Source organism: Paenibacillus turicensis, from assembly GCF_017873435.1.
Classification (GTDB): Bacteria; Bacillota; Bacilli; order Paenibacillales; family Paenibacillaceae; genus Fontibacillus; species Fontibacillus turicensis.
The window spans coordinates 532,765-551,541 of the sequence record NZ_JAGGKG010000001.1 but is presented as its reverse complement, the minus strand read 5'-3'; the positions used below and the strand labels follow the sequence as shown (position 1 = coordinate 551,541).

Here is an 18,777-nt window from a genome sequence, read left to right as displayed (position 1 = left end):
TGGCTCTGCAACGGATGTTCTATAAGACTACATGCTCAAGGGATTACAAAAAGTGAATTTCCACCAACGCAGACTAGAACACTTCCAACAACAAAAGAAAGCACTGCTTCAACAAATGTGTGTATAATTGCATGCTGGATACATTAGAAGTTGGCACATTTAAGGCGTTATCCCAAATTCACAATTATCTGTTTGAAGATATTTATGATTTTGCCGGAAAAGTGCGTGAGGTCAACATAGCTAAGGGGAATTTTCGATTTGCACCTGTGATGTACCTTGAAGCTGCACTTGAGAATGTTTCAAAAATGCCACAATCCACCTTTGAGGAAATCATTGAAAAATATGTTGAGATGAATGTGGCCCATCCTTTTCGTGAGGGGAATGGGAGAAATGCAAGAATATGGCTAGATTGCATATTGAAAAAGAAAATTAGACAAGTTGTTGACTGGAGTAAGGTGGATAAAGAAGATTATTTGCTCGCCATGGAAAGAAGCCCTATTAAAGACGTTGAAATTAAAATTCTCCTTCAAGCAGCACTTACGGATAAGATCAATGATCTTGAAATTTATATGAAAGGTATTGACGCAAGCTATCAATACGAAGGTTATTACATGTATAAGACAGGAGATCTGTACAACGAGTAGTAAACCAATGGTGAGTACCTGAGCTGTTAGAGCAAGACTAGAAGAAATTGCTAAATTAGAGGTTAAAATTAATGAAAAAGAGTCAAGATAGTGTTTCTTGGCTCTTTTTTGATTCTTACAGGTTTACTCCCAATAAGGTATACCATGAAAAAGAAACGATTCATTTTTTAAATAGGCTTTAACTTCTCGGTTAGCTAATTTATGAATATGATTTGGTAACCATTCATGAGCATCAGGAAGACCTAACCAGAAATTCATGGTTTCCAGTTGTCCAGCAATATAAAAACCTTCTAATTGTTCAATATAATTTTCAGGTAACGAATAGTACATCGAATAAGATTTAAGTAAATGTTCTCTAAGAACAGGGTGAATATAAGAAAATGTCCAGCCAAGATCAAATAAATAAAAACCAAAGCCACAAGCACCAAAATCGATAGGTCTACATTCTTGATTCTGAAATACAAAATTACTTGGAATCAAATCCGCATGAATCATACCCCAATTGCTAGTGGTTTTCTCAATCGAGTTCATCATTTGAATGATGCGTTGACCTGCATTTAATAGAGGTTCAACATCACCTGCATGAAGGAATCCTAACTTAGCTTGCTCCTTAAGCTTAATAAGAGAATTGAATATTCGATCGCTATCAAAGGTAGGACGTTCAAACAAAATGGGAGTATCCCATTGAGATGAATGTTTATGTAATTTACCTATCATTTCACCTATGTACCCAGCATCTTCTATTGTAGTAATGAACGGTTTTTGCTCGCCTTCCACCCATTCTACTATGGTGCATTTTGTATTGTTCGCATTTGTAATGAATTCGCCATAATTATTTTTAAGTGGTGAAGGTAGCGTGACATTGGTTTCCAAAGTTAAGGCGTGAAGCCATACCATTTCTGACCGAATCACCTTTTGTTCGGTCCATATATTTTCAAGTATTTCATTTTTTGATCTATGTAAACGAAGACTATAGACATTGTTTTCTAGGTCAGTTATTTTGTAGATCGTATTTGCGCTTTGCCCAATAAATTCAATTAATTTATATGTTATTGGATAGTGATGTAAGGCTTCCTGTGCGATGTTCAAATGATTGTCCAAATCCCAATCACTCCTTATAGAGTAATAACAATATAGTAACACCACTTATTTATTGAATATATGTAGTGTTTGATTATATTTGTTTTTAACCACGTTTTTGTTGTTTAAGGCTGTGTCCAAATATATACAATTAGTAGGGCATATGGTATATTACATGTGTTGTATCGTAGTTTTATAAATGTGTAGAGGAGCTGTTTCGTAATGAAAAACACAAAAACCGTTGAGGTATCCCATACTTAAAACTGAATAAGGGCGCATGACTGAATTTTTGTGGGGATTGTATCCCTTTTATTTAGCATGCCCAAAAAAGTAACCTTTCGTGAATATTGAAGCTTTGGTCAAAAGCAACGGTGCACACTTCTAGGTGTGTTATTTTTATGCTCATTTTTGTTTTATAATCAGACCGCAGCAGACAGCCATGAATGGCTGCTTGCTGCGGTTTTTTTGCATTGCGCCCTAGACAGTAATAAAAGTATGGAACGTAATTTAGTTTCTCGGACATGGTTTTACATTACAAAAAACAGGGAGGCATCCATGAACACTTTTACACGACGTGACTATGGCTTCACGCCACAACATGATTCACTATACACAGATGGAACCTATGCAAGGGTTACCGCTGTGCATAAACAACACTATAGCCTTATTACTGAGCAAGGAGAATGTCTTGCGCGATTGAAGGCAGGTATTTACTTCAACAATTGTACCGAAGAATTTCCTACCACAGGGGACTTCGTGCAAATTCAATATAATCCTGATGGTGAAAGCCTGATTATTAGAACGTTACCACGCAAATCGAAATTTGCTCGAAATGACTTATCGGGTCATACGGCTGACTTTGCAAAAACGATAAAAGAGCAGACGGTGGCTGCTAATTTTGATTATGTATTTATTATGCAATCACTAAACCATGACTTTAATCCCCGTCGGATTGAACGGTATCTGGCTTTATCATGGCAGACTGGGGCTATTCCCGTTATCATTCTGACTAAAGCGGATTTGGTTACCGATACTTCACAATATGTTGCTAAGGTGAATCAAATCGCAATCGGAGTTGAGGTTCATGTCGTTAGCGCTAAAACCGGTTATGGCATAGATGGACTTTCAGACTACCTTATAAAAGGGAACACAATTGTATTTCTTGGATCTTCCGGTGTAGGAAAATCAAGTCTTGTTAATAAGCTTGCAGGAAAGGAATTAATGAAGGTGAGCGACATCCGAGAGGATGACAGTAAAGGAAAGCATACCACTACCCATCGCCAACTTGTTCTTCTAAACAGTGGTGTAATGATCATTGATACACCGGGGATGCGGGAGCTTGGGATGTGGGAGGCCTCCGCAGGTATCCGTGAAGGATTTTCCGATGTAGAACATTACTTTGGGAACTGCAAATTTCACGATTGCAGGCACGTAAGTGAGCCGGGATGTGCCGTCAAAATTGCCATACAAAATGGGGAATTGCCACAGGAGCGTTGGGATAGCTATCTCGCACTCAGAAGGGAAGCGGCATTCGTAGAGGATAAAGCTGCATATATGCGAAATAAAGAAGCTCAGATGGTAGCTTTTAAAGTATTGGAGAGACAGCAAAAAAGAGGGGGAAAGCGTAAATGAATATAACCTATCAAGCAGCTGTAGCAACAGCACAAAGTGTTTTATTGCCTGAAATTAAAATATTATATAACTTAGAGGACTACTCCTTTTCCCAAATTGAACCCCATGAAGGCGGTAGAAATCTGGTCTACACCTGCTATAAAGCAGAAGCAAGAGATATGGTGATAAGAATCTCTTTTCTCGACGATCGCAGTAAAAAAGACTTTCTGGGCGAACTCGAATATATCCGTTATTTACACGAACATGGAGCAAGTGTATCCAATGTCATTCCATCCAAGAATGAGCGGCTTTTAGAAGAAATTCAGCATGAGGATCAGGTGTTCTTTATCTGTTTGTTCGAGTGGGCTACAGGAGAACAGCTTGCAGATAACCACTACCGTTATCGTGAGGGAGTACCACTGACAGAATACTTCTACAATTGCGGACAAACGCTTGGGAAGCTGCACCAATTATCTAAAGCTTACAAGCCCACCCATCGGAGATATGATTTCTTTGATAAATACAATAAAAACTATATTGAACAAATAGCTCCTAATTTTTTGTCGCCAGTGGTCAAGGAGAAGATGTTCCATATTCTTGAGCAATTGCAGGGACTTAATCGGCATTCTGATCATTATGGCATGGTACATTTTGATTACAGTGACGGAAACTACAACATTGATTATAGTAATGGGCAGATCACAGTATTTGACTTCGACAACTCCTGTTTTTGCTGGTATATGTACGATTTGGCGAGTGTGTGGGGACATGGTGTTGGCTGGATTCAATTCGAAAGTGATGTAAACAAACGAATTAAGTTTATGGAGAACTATTTTGAGACTGTGCTAGACGGCTATCGCTCTGAAACTGATCTTGATGATGTTATGCTAGAACAGTTACCTTTATTTCTTCAAACGACTATTTTAGAAAACCTGATCGACACATTTGAAGTAGCACAACAAAGTGGTGAACAAGTAGAGTGTGACGAAGAATTAATGTATCTTATAAAATGTTTGGAGGAAGACATTCCGTATAGAGGCTTTTTCCACAATATTTATTCAAGTGAAGCCCCTTTTCAATACGTTGAGAATAAAAGATAAGTAACAGATATGATCAGTGATGTATTGAATTAGGAAAAAAACCATCGGTTTTCTCTTAGTGTTGAAAGTAACATTGTGGAGGAACCGATGGTTTATAGCATTGAGGTTAATTTCTAGAGATATGCACCAAGTAGATAATAGGTGATATACTTTTAAGTAGATTAGTCCAAATTTTGGAGGAGAGCTGGGAGTGATGTTGCAATGAATATAGAAGCGGTTTTTGCACAGTTTCCTATCTTAAAATCAAAGGATGTTATATTGAAGAAAGTTGAAGATGATTATCTAGACGAAGTTTTTGAGATCTATAATAATGACAACGTATTTAAATACTGTGGCATAATACCTAAACATAATAAAGATACAGTGAAAAACATGATCGGCCATTTTGAAAGAGACTATAATAAAAGGACAAGAGTGAAGTGGGGGATATTTGCCAACTCTGAACCTGATCAGTTGCTGGGCATTATAGAAGCTATAGATTTTAATCAAAAAGTTAATAGCGTGACGATCGGCTACTATTTAGCAGAACCACATTGGGGAAAAGGGATTGCTACAGAGGCAGTAAAAATATTAGTTGATTTTTTGTTTACTGATGCTAACCTTAACAGAATTCAGGCTGAGGTTATGCCGGTAAATGAGAATTCAAAAAAGGTATTATTGAAGAATGGCTTCATTAAAGAAGGAACCTTAAGACAAGCAACAATTTGGGCAGGTAAAGGAGTTATTGATTTAGAAATATACAGTATTTTAAAACAAGACTATGTAAAAAATAAATAGATAGCTCTTGAATTTTGAGGTTAGAATTAAAATTATAGAGAAACTAAGAAAGCGTTCATTTTTAAATGAACGTTTTTCTGTATTTTCTATTTTTTTACACACTTTATTTACTAACATATGTTGTATTTATACGACATTTTTCGTACAATTTGATGAAGTAATTCTGCGCCACGTTAATGTGATTTATCTAATTAGATGTTAACAGGAAATTGTAGACACAAAAAGGGGAGAATCATGTGGAATCAAAGGAACTATCAAGAGGGCTTAAGCCCCGCCATGTTGAGCTAATTGCGCTCGGCGGTACAATTGGTGTTGGTTTGTTTATGGGCTCAGCGAGTACGATTAAATGGGCAGGTCCATCGGTGTTGCTGGCTTATTTGCTGGCAGGGATTATTATCTTTTTTGTTATGCGGATTATGGGTGAGATGCTGATTCAGGAGCCAGTTACGGGTTCATTTGCCACATTTGCTCACAAATATATTAGCCCTCTTGCTGGTTTCCTTACCGCATGGAGCTATTGGTTCTTATGGGTGACAGTGGGGATGGCAGAGGTTACAGCGATCGGCATTTATGTTGGTTACTGGTTCCCCGATATTCCACAGTGGTTACCAGCACTGATTGGTGTGCTGATTATTGCCGCGGCGAATCTGGCGGCTGTAAAGTTTTATGGCGAATTTGAGTTTTGGTTTGCCTTGATTAAAGTATCAGCAATTATCGTCATGATTGTAATTGGAACAGGACTTATTTTCTTCGGCTGGGGTAATGGTGGACAACCTATCGGTTTATCTAATCTGGTGACCCATGGTGGCTTTTTCCCTGGTGGGATTAAAGGTTTTTTGTTTGCATTATGTATCGTTACCGCGGCGTATCAAGGCGTAGAGATGGTTGGGATTACGGCAGGTGAAGCTGAAAATCCCAAATACACATTACGAAAAGCGATCAAAAACATCGTATGGCGTATTCTTATTTTTTATGTAGGGGCTATTTTTGTGATCGTTACGTTGTACCCTTGGAATGAGGTGGGCGAGACGGGAAGCCCATTTGTACTTACCTTTGCCAAAGTAGGGATCGTTGCTGCGGCGGGCATTATTAACTTTGTTGTACTAACGGCGGCGATGTCGGGATGTAACAGTGGGATTTACAGTGCAGGGCGCATGTTGTATACACTAGCGGAAAATGGACAAGCACCTGCCTTTTTTAAGAAGTTGTCTAAAGGCGGGGTGCCGCGCAATAGTATTGTGGTGACGATATCCTTATTACTGATCGGCGTTATTTTGAACTACCTGATGCCGGATTCCAAGCTGTTTCTGTATATTTACAGTGCAAGTGTGCTTCCAGGTATGGTGCCTTGGTTTGCTTTAGCATTTAGTCAGTTCAAATTTCGCAAGCGTTGGGGGAATGAGTTAGCAGAAAATAATTTTAAGTCGAAATGGTTTCCGATCAGTAACTATATTATTATCGTTTATTTAATTCTAGTTATTATCGGAATGGGCTTTAACCCTGATACTCGTTTGCCTTTGATTGTAGGTGCCACGTTTATGGGGATTGTGGTGATAAGTTATTTTGTATTTGGGTTAGGGAGTAAAAAGAGAACTTAGATTTAGCAATAATTAATAGTCAGGTGGCTAGAAGTCAACCCCCAAGAATGCTGTAATATCAACATTCTCGAGGGTTGTTTTTGTCTTTGCTTCACAAATGCGTAGTTTACTTCTGATCAGGTTTTGAATTGAGAACTGCATAGCTTCCAAGAGTAGCTAATTGAGCAGTATCCAAGAGGGTTTCATCCACTTGAGTCAAGACTTCTTTAGTTGCTGTCATGAGTTCATCTGAATTTACAGGAGAAGCGAAGCGAAGGGTCACCTGATATTCTCCTTTTTTTAATTCAGATTCTGTTTTTGTTTTATATTCACTAATGGATGACACTTCAAGTTGGTGTTGTACATAATAATCGTTTGAATTACTATCTCCTCTGAATTGATCTAGTTCTGAATCGATCCAGTAGTCTTTGTCAGCAATAGTATTCAGATTTCTAGCTGTTTCATCGTTAGTATTATACAAGTAATAAGGAATACCAGAGTTAGTTAGATTGTTGGTAGCATCTACATTTAACCATTCACTTCCAATTTTTACTTTATTCCATGCATGAGGTACACCGCTTGCGGTACCAGTTACTACGATACTTTCCAATCCCGCTAAATCAGAGAGTAACTTGTAAGTTGACGCATAACTAGCGCAAACACCAATTCCTTTAACCATAATACCGTATGTTGTGAATGAGTCATTAAATTGCGGATCTGTCTTTTTAAAATCATTTTTCTCAGCATTTTCCAAAGCAGCATCGTCATATTTGGCATTATCGTTCAAATAATCATATATCGCTTTTCGTTTCTCATCGTCACTCATACCTTGCTTGATGATTGAACCTACAATTTGCTTCGCTTTAGAAATGATTTCTTCTTGTTTTCTTTTAATCTCGTTAGCTGATTCACTATATTCAACAATTAGCGTTAAGGTTTCATAGTTATATTGATAACGCTCTACTCCTAGAATTAATGGGTTTTGGTATATGACCTTCTTAAATGCATCTTCAAGAGTTGTGAAATTTTGGGCCTCTGGAAATGCTTTTAATGATATTTCTCTCTGTCCAGCAATCAAATTTTTAGCTAAAACTTCTTCAAAGGCAGAATCCGCGTTAATCATCGAATCACCAGTAGCGGGTTCTGGTACAATCTCCTGATTACCTTGCTCTACATTATATTTTGTATTGGATTTTTGCTCATCAACAAGACTAGGTTCCGTATCTGAAATTGAATCTTGTTTTTCCTTCGTTGTATCTTCATTTAAAGTGTTATTATTACTTTCGGTTGAACTATTGCTTGAATCTTCTGATTTCGCTGGTTCCTGTTCCCCTGCTGAAGCTGCTGGCTCAGAGGAGGACTTTTCAGGTTGTGCTGATTCCATCTCTGATTTTTGTGTTTCTGGTTGTGCAGGTGCTTCTTGTTCTTCTGTTGGCTCTATAGCAGGTGCATTTCCATCATTAATTATTGTTGGTACATCAGGTGAAGGCACATAAGGTGTATTATTTTCTGGTAAAACGTTACCGCTATTGGCTGCAGCTATCGACTGCTTGGCAAGTTGATCTAAATCATCTTGTGTCACTCTTTCACTTTCCACATTTACATAACTTCTAAGTGCCGTATCTTTGATGTGAAATGGAATAACCGTTACGCCATAATCCTTAAGCTCTACCTCTGCTGTATCATAAATGACAGGTTCAGAAGAAATAGAACCGTCTATAAATTTAACATTTAACGTGCTTGGTAGCATGCTAGTATCACTATAGTTACTTAAATACGTCTTGTTATCTTCTTGCTTATCTATACTCTGAGGCAATTGTTTAGATAATGGGGCTGTTGCTATGCCTTTACTGAAGTTAGATTCCTTGTCTCCGTTAACGGCAGTAACATAGTATTCACCCTCTAACCCAAAGTTTTGATGTGAGGTAATATATTTGTCACTATAACCAAGCCCACCTTTACCTGGTTCAAGAAAGTCATTAAAGGTGGTTTCAGTTGTTGTTGCCTGTAATCTGGGAAGATTGCCTTCAAAAGCCTCCTCCGCCCCTTGCAAAGGAATGTTGCTTGTCTCTCTAAGAATTATTTTGGAGCGTTGATAAATCTTGTATTCAGTTGCTCCTTCAACCTTATCCCAGACTAGTGACAGACGTCTGTCCTTGTCGATGACATAATTTAAGTTAGGAACAGGAAGCTCTGATTTGACCGTGAACGGAATGATAATAGGCTTGTCTAGTAGTGTTAATTGCTCTGCATCTGGATCGTAGTTTAGGCGAATGTAATAGATTGGGGCGCCTCCCCAACTGCTTTCACCTCTTTTTTTCATAGACTCAGATGCTAATACACCCCAGCTCATTGGACGAACCGTAACAGTGTTATCAATATTGTCCGAAAAGGCATACACTTTACTAGCTTTATACGCTTTAATATCGGTATGTACAGAAATAATATCGTAGGACGTTAAATTTGATTTTCTTAAATCAGCTTTAAACTTAAATTTAAATTCCTCATCTTGTGCTATGTTATACATTGGCATAACTTCTTTGGTATCAACTGTACCGTATTTCTGTTTTAAAGTTAAAATAGTGGAACCTTTTTTGACATCGTCAGCTTTTTCAGGGGCTTTAGTTAAATTATTGCTTTGACATCCTGTAAGTACTAAAGTAACGGTAAGTATAATTGCAAATAGTCGTTTCATGCTGCACCACTTTCTCATTTTTTGAAATTGTTAGCTTGCTATACCTAAAACAATTAACACCTCCTAGTATTTTCCTGATAACATTTGCTAGTGTATGATCATATAGATGGATTGTCAAGATAAGAGAATAGGTACTCAGTGCTATGAAATGGAAGGAAAAGGGTGAAATATATTTTTAAGGTGGATAAAACATTTGAAGAGATCATTTGATACAATTGAAGAGCTAAAAAGAAGATATGAAGATGGAGGCAACCATGTCCTGGAGTAAATTAAAGCAACAGCTGGAGGAGTTTCTTAGTCCTTCATTAAGTGAGAGAGTGAAATACAGCGCCACAAGTTATCGCTATTTACCTGACAAGTCGGGCACTTGTTATTTAGTTGTAGATAAAAAGAACATACTTAATTTTAATGATACAGCCAACACAATAAAATGGTATCAGACCGAGCAGGATGTTAAAACTGATCCAGATATTCAAATTCCGATTAGTAATGAAGAAATCGAAGTGATTCGTAAAGATATGAACGGTTCTGTGCCTGAGGATCGTCTTGTTGTTATAGCCAAAGGGAGGAAGCTGTCCAAGCTTGCTAAAGACCTTTTGTTAGCCCAGTCCGCATTAAGTAAATCTAACTTTACCGCAGTAGCTACTAAGTTTCTATCTACTTCGATTGAGGACAGTCTAGAAAGCGACCATATTTTATTAAATGTGTTAGCATTGGTAGACCGACGTGTTGGGAAAAAACGTATTCAAAATATGGCTGACAGTATAAAGCTAAAGCATCCGATTGTGCAGTATTTTTATGAGTTAAGACTGGGTAAGTTATAAAATAAAGCTGGGCGGAACAACACTGAAGTGCATCATGTTCTCCGTCCAACTTTTCTTCACTTTTCGTCTATTTGGTTTATCCTATAGTTATTTTTTACTTGTATTAGGTAAGCACTTATTTAATATTATAGCCGCCATTGCTGCAGCCAAGATTGGTGAACCTAATAAATATTGCACAAAGGTAGGCAAGGAATACAAGTAATCCTTCGGAATTAGCACTAAAGCTAACGTTAAAATCATTGGAATAGAAATGACGTACATTTCTTTTTCTCCGATGTGCGTATTTTTCATGACCTGTATTCCGTTAATCGCGATAATGCCACACACGATCGCAAACACACCACCAATGACAGCCGTAGGAATCGATGCAATTAAAGCGGCAAGCTTACTGGAAAAACCAAATACAACAAACCATCCACCTACAGCAAGAAAAACACGTCGGCTAGCAATCCCCGTTATGGAAATAATACCTGCATTAGTTGAATACCCTGTAACTGGAGTTGAACCAAGTAATGAAGCGATAAGACAACCGATGCCTTCTCCGATGACCCCACGATTAATATGTTTATCCGTCAAAGGCTTATCAATCACATTACTAACCGCAAACCATGTTCCTGTCGTTTCTGCGAGTAATACAAGGTAAATAATGATCATCGTTATGATTGCAGAAAAATTAAAGGAGAAACCAAAGTCGGCAAAAGGAATTTGCGGCAGGCTAAACCATTTTGCATCCCCAACCGCAGAAAAGTTCAATACCCCCATAAAATTAGCAGAGATACATCCTGCAACTAAGGCAAACATAACAGACATAATACGAAAAATAGATCCTTTTTTACCTAATACTGAGCCTAAAACAACGAATAAAAGCAATACACCTGCAGAGATGAGTGCTAACATCACATTTTGATTAATATTTGCCCCAGAGGCTTGATATATGTTGTCTCGGATCGCGACAGGTAATAGGGATAAACCTACAATAAATATAATGGTACCGCCAACGATCGGGGGAATAAACGATTTTACGATTTTATTAAATAGACCTGTCATCCCTAACAAAATAACAAGACCCGCTCCAATTAAGCTCGCGCCTAAAACGGAATTCCAACCTAATTGTCCGCCACCACTAGCGGCATAAATACCTACAATCGCACCAAGTGGAACATAGGAAGGCCCTTGAGCAACAGGAAGCTTCATACAAAAATAGCTTTGAATTACGGTTGCGAGCCCTGCCGCGATAAAGGTGGATTGAATTAATGCACCTGATTGATCTGCTTGTAAGCCAATTAACATAGCAATGAGGAAGGGAACAACATAGACATCCATTGCTAACACATGCTGAAGACCTAAAAGGGTAGACTTACCAAACGATAGCTTTTCATCTGGTAATACTGTCAGTTGACTTGTATTATTTTCATTTGCTTGTTGCGTAGCTGACTGTGTTTTCACTGAGATGTACACCTCTGATTTTTATTTTGTAAGCTAAGAAGCTGAGAGATAGAACAAAAAATGAACGAGAAAATCTGATCTAATTTAAGAGATAAGTCTGTTTATAGAGTCTTTGAGTCGCGAGAGTGTACCTTTTCACCTTGTACCCATACCTCACGGATATTTTCAGGTCTACTTAAATACATGATTTTCTGGAAAATGCCATGCAAATCTTCTCTATTCGTATTTATATCCCTATTTTCTCCATTCTTGGCATTATTATTGTCCGTATTAAAAATAGGTAACTTAGCAGAAGGTAACGTAGTGTCAATGATCTGCACATCCCATGCATAGCTTGGCTGAATCCGACCAATCGGTAAGCTTAAACTTTCACCGCCACCCGCAGTAGCTAAATAAAAAGCCTCATCAACTGTCAGTCTTGAATTTGGAACCCCACGTTCCTCAGGGGATATTGCAGGGTTTACACCATCCTCCAGCATTCTCGATGAAATTACCGCTTGTCTTACATTATCAAATAAGCTAGGTGAAAATCCGCCTGAAATATCTGTCCCTAAACCAATGTCGATGCCTTTCGCTTGAAAGCGGGCAGTAGGAATGACACTATTAGAAAAATAAGCATTAGAAATTGGACAATGTGCAATAGCAGTTCCTGTTTCTGCAAAGAGATCAGCGTCTGCATCATCAAGGAAGTTGCAATGTGCCATCACTGCCTTGTCTCGTAGTAGTCCAAAGTCATGCAAGGCAAAGGCGTCATTTTTATGACAACGATCTTGCACAAAACGGTGAGCCCAATCGCTTTCACTACAATGAGATTGTACATGGGCATCATATTTAGCAGCGAGCTTGCCTAGTCCCTCTAGTGCTTCATCTGTACAACTTGGAATAAAACGTGGTGTTACAACAGGATACACACCTTGCTTCACATTTTTAGCAAGCTCCTGCACCGCAACTATAAAGTCCTCTGTATCTTGCAAAGCCGTTGCTGTGCTGGCGTCTCGATAGTAATGGGGTGTTTGCTCAGCATCATCCATAACAACCTTGCCAACGAGTGCCCGTTGCCCTTGTCGTGCACAGATTTCAGCGAGTAGCAAACTAGCTTCTTTATGCACTGTAGCAAAATACAACACTGTCGTGGTTCCATTGGCAAGCAATGTGCTGACTAAATCCTCATAAACTAGCTTTGCAAAATCTAAATCTGCAAATTTAGATTCCAATGGGAACGTGTACGTGTTCAACCAGTCATAAAGCGGAATATCTAAAGCTGTACCCGATTGTGCCCACTGTGGCGCATGTACATGTAAATCGATAAACCCAGGGAGTAAATATTGACCTTCATCTAAGCGATGAAAGCGGTCTGTGCCTTGATAGGCTTCTATTAAAGCTTGATATTCCTCATCCTGTGGTGCAACGACCTTTTCAATGATTCCATCCGCATTAATCGCAAATAAATAATCCGCTAAAATTTCGATTTCTTTGGGAGACTTACTGGAAAAAGCAGTTCCTTGAAACAATAACATATATTTATCCATAGATATCTCCTTAATGTTCGTATTTTTATGGTTTTTTGTTATTATAAATCTCTAATAGTGATTAGTCTATAGAAAAAGGCGAATATATAAATGATTGAACTATCAACTAGGGGATAATTTTAGGCTATCTGATCTAAATATTGGATACAAACAGGGGCTATATACCTAATCGGAATAATATTGTAAAATATCAGTTAAATGCTGGAAATATGATTTGAAGATGATAGAGACTTTCTAGGCGGTGGGAAAATGAGAGTAGCACATAATATCTCGGCGATAAATACATTAAATTCATTAAATAAAAACAATAAAGCTTCAGATAAAGCTGTAGGGAAGCTATCTTCTGGATTGCGTATTAACAAAGCGGGGGATGATGCGGCAGGGCTAGCTATATCTGAGAAAATGAGAGGACAAATTCGTGGATTAGCGCAGGCAGAAAGAAATACACGTGATGGTATTTCTCTAATTCAAACAGCCGAAAGTGGAATGCAAGAAATAACAAACATTTTACAACGACAACGAGAACTGATTGTGCAAGGCTTAAACGACACAGCAACCGACGAAGATAGAAAAAAGATTGACGAAGAAATTCATGCTCTTACAGCTGAGATTGATAGCATATCTACCAAAACAGAGTATAATACCATGAACTTATTAGGGAGAAATAATTATCAAATATTAGAGGATCGATCCAGTAATAATGTAGCTGTTTCTATTAGTGATCCTCCTACAACTAGCTCCACAGCTATTAATGTAGAATATAAACCACGAGGAACAAGTGAAGAACCTCGCCATTTAATAAGCGATACAGACACATCCAAGACGACAGATACATATTCGAATACGAACAATATTACCCCTATCTCTCTACCAGATGGAAGAACGGGTTATAACGAATATGAGGTTGATATACATACTTCAATACAAAGTGATACAAATACTAAAGTGTATGAATCGTTACTTGCCTCTGATGATCCCAAATATACTACATCAGCTTATTGGTATTCTGCGGGATCAAATGAAACATTGTTTGGTCCCAAAAATTTAGGCAGGGCTTATGGAACAATGTTTGAAAATATGGAAGCTAATGGAGTGAAAAGAAGTGTAGAATATACGGCAAGTAGTGGTGTTGGTTCTGTGCCTGCTGTTGATTATATGAGATTTTCTAATACGAATGTAACAATTACAAGATACAGAACAGTATTAGCGGATAATTCAATGGAAATTAAATATGTGATTAACAATACAGACTCATCTGATTCTAACATTAAGCTCAGTAATAAAATTGACCCACCAGTAAACTCAGTAATTATGGATGCGGACGGTAATCCTTTACCAGTTGGAAACAACAATTTCAATCCACCATCTGGAAACACATTTAGCATGACGGGAAGAGACGCAAATGCAGGTCTAATATTTGATGATGCGCTTGGTTTCACCTCGCCGACAACGCTTACAATCAATAATCCAGCTGGTGGTCAACCACAGATTGATTTTGAATGGGATTTAACGATCCCTCAAGGAACAAGTGTAACGCTTGGCTTTAAGTATGGCCCATTTTCGCTAAATTTAGATGTGTATGAACGAACACGAGAAACCGAAGTCACTAAACATATTGAAACGACTGTAACGACAAAAATTAAGGATATTGATTTTATCTCGCCAAAGTTAGATATCCAGACAGGAGCTAATAGCGGACAGACCATTTCTATTCCGTTATTTACTGTAGATGCTAAGGGATTAGGGATTTCAAACCTAGGATTGTTACCACCTTCTATCCCTGAGCAAGCGTTAGCCAAAACCGATGGAGCAGTAGCAAAGGTATCACATTATCGAGGGATTTATGGAGCGCTACAAAATCGAATGGAGCATTCTTTAAATAATGTAGGGAATTCGCTTGAAAACTTAACCTCCGCCGAATCCCGCATTCGTGATGCCGATATTGCTAAGGAGATGTTAGATTATACAAAGTCAAATATTTTAACGCAAGCGGCACAAGCGATGTTAGCACAATCTAATCAAAGCTCCCAAGCGGTGTTGCAGTTATTAAAATAAAATGATTTGTGTTCATACTTCAAAAAATAGTACAATCAAATAAGAATATTTGTTCCCTTTTTTTGAAGGAGTTGACGTCTATATGATTCAGTTGACGAAACAACAAGCACGACAATTTTTATTATTAAAGCATGGTCTAATGGATTCATATCGATTTCTTGGAAAACAAGGCGTTGTTGATTTTGTGCGACAGGTTGGATGTATTCAGTATGATCCTATTGATGTATGTGGAAAAAATGCTGAACTGGTATTGCAGTCACGAGTTAAAGGCTTTAATAAGGAAATGTTGGAGGAATTATTATATCAAGATAGACTGCTAGTCGATTATCCAGATAAAAATTTAGCGATTATACCGCTAGAGGACTGGCCCTATTTTGAGCGTTATAGACAAGCTGCCCGCCAACATGAACAGTCTTTTCCACAAATGAAGGAATTGAAGAGGCAAGTTTTGACTTCTCTCCAGAACAATGGCCCGTTAAGCTCACATGAATTGAAAGTAGATGGAGACTTTACTTGGCAATCCGCGATTCATTGGAGTGGTGGCACTAATGTATCTCGATCGATGCTTGAGCAGATGTATTCGGCAGGGGAGTTAATTATCCATCATAAAAAAGGCACACGTAAATATTATGATGTTGCCAAAAACTACATCCCATCCAATTTGTTAAATGCAGCGGAGCCGTTGGAGGATGAGCTTGAGCATTACAAATGGCGTGTACTCCGTCGAATCGGTGGTGTTGGCCTCTTATGGAACCGAGCTTCAGATGCTTGGCTTCATATTTGGGGATTAAAAGCGACACAACGGAACGAGGTTTTTCGTCAATTGCTAATCGAAGATGAGATTGTTGAAATAAATGTAGAGCCTATAAAGGATACACTTTATTGTCTTAAGGCAGACCTACCACTTGTAGAAGCGGTTATACAAAATACAAAATCAACAACCAAACAACGTTGTGAGTTAATTGCTCCGCTAGATAACTTAATTTGGGACCGAAAGCTGATCCATATGTTGTTTGACTTTGACTATACCTGGGAGATATATACCCCTGCATCTAAACGGAAATTTGGCCATTATGTGTTGCCTTTATTATATGGCGATAAATTTGTGGGAAGGGCTGAAATTGTTGCCTTGCGAAAAGAGGGCATCCTTGTTGTTAAAGGAATATGGTTGGAGAGTGGCATTAAGTTAACGAATAAATTACGGACATCCTTGAACCATTGTTTCCATAGATTTGCTCTGTTTAATGACTGTCAAGTTCTAAAGATAGAGTCTGAGTTTTAATCGTATAGAAGGAAGGCGCTCACAAGCTGAGCGTCTTTTTTTTCTCTGTTAAAATAAAAGGCTCAACTTAAGAATCGGTAATTGACAATAAGCTAACGAAGCGAAGGAGCAGGGAGATGGTGGAGAAGCGAACGCGCCCGCCTTTAAGGTCACAATTTCATCAATTCAATACATGTTATAAAGAAAATGGGGCCTTAACAGCGGTTGAAGCCACTCCCTGCTACGTAGCCTCTTACTTCATAATTGTCAAGGACTGATTATTGTATTGAGCCAAATAAAAGACTTCATAAAAAACATAAAACATGCAACAATACTAAACAAAGCTGCAAGAATTATAATCTCGATAACTTTTGCATCAGTGGTTAAGTCAGTTGTTATATCAATGGTTGCAAAGGTAAGCATTTGGCACTAGAATCCCAATATTCATGATGAGGGGAACATAATTATGCGCAAGAAATCTTTAGTATTTAAAATTAGTGCGGGGACTTCAGTCGTCATGATTGTTCTTCTTGCTGTCATCATTACAAGCAATCTCTATTCTCTCCATGTAATTAGAACCAATACGGTCAATTCAGCCATGAATGAAATGAATATTCATATCCGTGATATTAACCATTCTTTAAATAATGCAGTGAAGGATTTAAACGATGTCGCTTTGGATGGTGTAAATGACATTACGAGCCTGAATAATGGAAGTGAGTCAGAAAGATATTTTGCTGCGATGAGATTGTCTAGTATTTTGGCGGAAAGAATTAGCTCCAGTGCAACAACAGATGCACTTGCTGTGTACAACAAACAAAATGATAGCTTAATTCTATATAGTAGTGGGCGACTAACAGCACAAGATAAGGTAGCTACCTCCGATATGATTAGGAACAAGCTGAGTCAACAGAAATATACGCTTCAAGATTTATGGAGTACGATCTCCATTAATGGAAAGGTCTATTTTGTTAAAGGTTATGATTTCTCAGGTACTTTAATCGTATCTTTGGTTAATGCGGAGACCTTGCTGTCATTTATTAATGTGATGGATAATAATGCGGATCAGCAAGTTGTTTTAACGGATATGGCGGGCAATTTTTTATTTACAGCAGGAAATATGAATCTTTCAGACATCACCTATCCACTACCCAATGAAAGTCAAGTTGTAAATAAGCTCAACGGAAAATATTTAATGATTTCAAGTGATCAAGAGACAAGCTCTACGCGGCTGTCCATCATAATTAAAGAAAAAAGTATCCTGCTTGGACTTGGATATATTCAGTGGATTATCGTCTTTTTAGGTATCATATCCTTAGTGTTAATGCCCTTGACTATTAATTATTTGAGAAAAGAAATCATAATCCCGATTCGTGCACTTGTGGTTGGAACAAAACGATTAGAGCAGGGCAATTTAGATTATCAAGTCGAAGGAAACGGGAAATCACTTGAATTTCAAATTTTGAATCAATCGTTTAATTCGATGGTGATGGAGATCAAGAGCTTAAAAATAAGTCAATATGAAGAAAAAATTGAACTTCAGAAGGCAGAGCTAAAATACCTGCAAATGCAGATTAGACCTCACTTTTTCTTGAATGCACTTACAACCATTCACAGCTTAACGTACAAAGACAAAAATGAAGATATTCGGAAATTTATCGATGCGTTATCAAACCACCTTAGATATATGTTCAAGGGCGGTTTAAATAAAGTCCCGATTAGTGAAGAAATTGAGTATATTAAAAACTATTTTTATATGCAGGAAATTCGCTTTCCGAACAGCATTTTTTACGTATTTGATGTAGAACCTACAATTATGCAGGAGGCGATACCTCAGTTTATTATCCATACATTTATTGAAAATTCGTTTAAACATGCCATGACGTTGGATGAACCCCTTTCGATTTTTGTTAAAATTAATCAGATTAGTTTTGAGGGTAAAGCAGGTATTTTAATTGTTATTGAAGATTCTGGAGAGGGATTTCCAGAGGATATTTTGGAACAGGTAAACCATTCTGATGTGGTTGGCTCAATGGATGGCTATCAAATTGGCATCTCGAACATTAAACGAACATTATCGTTATTGTATGGGAAAAATAACCTGTTAAAAATATCTAATGTGGACGCATTAGGAGGAAAAGTTGAAATCATGATTCCGATGGAACAGGAGGACTAGCT

13 protein-coding genes are annotated in these 18,777 nt (G+C 37.9%); 9 read left to right on the top strand and 4 right to left on the bottom strand.

Annotation, left to right across the window (positions count from 1 at the left end):
• Positions 1 to 131: 131 nt before the first annotated feature.
• Positions 132 to 644 carry a protein adenylyltransferase Fic gene (gene fic / locus J2Z32_RS02240; RefSeq protein ID WP_210087491.1) on the top strand — a complete coding sequence of 171 codons (513 nt, stop codon included), beginning with the start codon at positions 132 to 134 and terminating at the stop codon, positions 642 to 644.
• A 123-nt stretch (positions 645 to 767) separates the two neighbouring features.
• Here fic and J2Z32_RS02235 read toward each other — a convergent pair whose 3' ends face one another.
• A complete protein-coding gene (locus J2Z32_RS02235; RefSeq protein ID WP_210087490.1) occupies positions 768 to 1,745 on the bottom strand; it encodes a phosphotransferase enzyme family protein in 978 nt (325 codons plus the stop codon).
• A gap of 534 nt (positions 1,746 to 2,279) precedes the next feature.
• Here J2Z32_RS02235 and rsgA point away from each other — a divergent pair.
• From rsgA to J2Z32_RS02215, 4 genes are all read left to right on the top strand, one after another.
• Positions 2,280 to 3,356: a ribosome small subunit-dependent GTPase A gene (gene rsgA / locus J2Z32_RS02230; RefSeq protein ID WP_210087489.1), complete on the top strand. Its 1,077-nt coding sequence runs from the start codon at positions 2,280 to 2,282 to the stop codon at positions 3,354 to 3,356.
• Positions 3,353 to 4,435 (top strand): phosphotransferase enzyme family protein, encoded by a 1,083-nt coding sequence (locus J2Z32_RS02225; RefSeq protein ID WP_210087488.1) that lies wholly within the window; start codon positions 3,353 to 3,355, stop codon positions 4,433 to 4,435. Before rsgA ends, J2Z32_RS02225 begins: the two co-directional genes overlap by 4 nt.
• Positions 4,436 to 4,636: 201 nt before the next feature.
• The gene (locus J2Z32_RS02220) at positions 4,637 to 5,212 is read left to right on the top strand and encodes a GNAT family N-acetyltransferase (protein ID WP_210087487.1); all 576 of its coding nucleotides are present in this window, start codon (positions 4,637 to 4,639) and stop codon (positions 5,210 to 5,212) included.
• Between the two features lie 236 nt (positions 5,213 to 5,448).
• Complete coding sequence (locus tag J2Z32_RS02215; RefSeq protein WP_210087486.1) at positions 5,449 to 6,810, top strand: amino acid permease; 1,362 nt, start codon at positions 5,449 to 5,451, stop codon at positions 6,808 to 6,810.
• Between the two features lie 106 nt (positions 6,811 to 6,916).
• On the opposite strand, the gene J2Z32_RS02210 is transcribed toward J2Z32_RS02215, so the two are convergent.
• Complete coding sequence (locus J2Z32_RS02210; protein WP_210087485.1) at positions 6,917 to 9,484, bottom strand: transglutaminase domain-containing protein; 2,568 nt, start codon at positions 9,482 to 9,484, stop codon at positions 6,917 to 6,919.
• A 254-nt stretch (positions 9,485 to 9,738) separates the two neighbouring features.
• Here J2Z32_RS02210 and J2Z32_RS02205 point away from each other — a divergent pair, with 254 nt between their 5' ends.
• Positions 9,739 to 10,308, top strand: coding sequence for an SF0329 family protein (locus J2Z32_RS02205; protein WP_210087484.1), 570 nt, complete (start codon positions 9,739 to 9,741; stop codon positions 10,306 to 10,308).
• A gap of 87 nt (positions 10,309 to 10,395) precedes the next feature.
• Here the strand turns inward: J2Z32_RS02205 and J2Z32_RS02200 are convergent, their stop codons facing one another.
• Positions 10,396 to 11,754, bottom strand: a complete 1,359-nt coding sequence (locus tag J2Z32_RS02200) for a uracil-xanthine permease family protein (RefSeq protein ID WP_210087483.1) — start codon at positions 11,752 to 11,754, stop codon at positions 10,396 to 10,398.
• A 101-nt stretch (positions 11,755 to 11,855) separates the two neighbouring features.
• The gene (guaD, locus tag J2Z32_RS02195) at positions 11,856 to 13,283 is read right to left on the bottom strand and encodes a guanine deaminase (RefSeq protein WP_210087482.1); all 1,428 of its coding nucleotides are present in this window, start codon (positions 13,281 to 13,283) and stop codon (positions 11,856 to 11,858) included.
• Between the two features lie 249 nt (positions 13,284 to 13,532).
• Between guaD and J2Z32_RS22480 the strand changes: the two genes are divergently transcribed.
• The 3 genes from J2Z32_RS22480 to J2Z32_RS02180 all read left to right on the top strand — a co-directional run bounded on the left by J2Z32_RS22480 (position 13,533) and on the right by J2Z32_RS02180 (position 18,775).
• On the top strand, positions 13,533 to 15,338 hold the full coding sequence (locus tag J2Z32_RS22480) for a flagellin N-terminal helical domain-containing protein (protein WP_210087481.1): 1,806 nt from the start codon (positions 13,533 to 13,535) through the stop codon (positions 15,336 to 15,338).
• Positions 15,339 to 15,420: 82 nt separating this feature from the next.
• Positions 15,421 to 16,620: a winged helix-turn-helix domain-containing protein gene (locus J2Z32_RS02185; protein WP_210087480.1), complete on the top strand. Its 1,200-nt coding sequence runs from the start codon at positions 15,421 to 15,423 to the stop codon at positions 16,618 to 16,620.
• Between the two features lie 445 nt (positions 16,621 to 17,065).
• The gene (locus J2Z32_RS02180) at positions 17,066 to 18,775 is read left to right on the top strand and encodes a sensor histidine kinase (protein ID WP_210087479.1); all 1,710 of its coding nucleotides are present in this window, start codon (positions 17,066 to 17,068) and stop codon (positions 18,773 to 18,775) included.
• The last annotated feature ends 2 nt before the right edge of the window (positions 18,776 to 18,777 follow it).

Coding starts and splice junctions, on each gene's coding strand:
- fic (WP_210087491.1), top strand. CDS start 132: ATGCTGGATACATTAGAAGTTGGCACATTTAAGGCGTTATCCCAAATT.
- rsgA (WP_210087489.1), top strand. CDS start 2,280: ATGAACACTTTTACACGACGTGACTATGGCTTCACGCCACAACATGAT.
- J2Z32_RS02225 (WP_210087488.1), top strand. CDS start 3,353: ATGAATATAACCTATCAAGCAGCTGTAGCAACAGCACAAAGTGTTTTA.
- J2Z32_RS02220 (WP_210087487.1), top strand. CDS start 4,637: ATGAATATAGAAGCGGTTTTTGCACAGTTTCCTATCTTAAAATCAAAG.
- J2Z32_RS02210 (WP_210087485.1), bottom strand. CDS start 9,484: ATGAAACGACTATTTGCAATTATACTTACCGTTACTTTAGTACTTACA.
- J2Z32_RS02205 (WP_210087484.1), top strand. CDS start 9,739: ATGTCCTGGAGTAAATTAAAGCAACAGCTGGAGGAGTTTCTTAGTCCT.
- guaD (WP_210087482.1), bottom strand. CDS start 13,283: ATGGATAAATATATGTTATTGTTTCAAGGAACTGCTTTTTCCAGTAAG.
- J2Z32_RS22480 (WP_210087481.1), top strand. CDS start 13,533: ATGAGAGTAGCACATAATATCTCGGCGATAAATACATTAAATTCATTA.
- J2Z32_RS02185 (WP_210087480.1), top strand. CDS start 15,421: ATGATTCAGTTGACGAAACAACAAGCACGACAATTTTTATTATTAAAG.
- J2Z32_RS02180 (WP_210087479.1), top strand. CDS start 17,066: ATGCGCAAGAAATCTTTAGTATTTAAAATTAGTGCGGGGACTTCAGTC.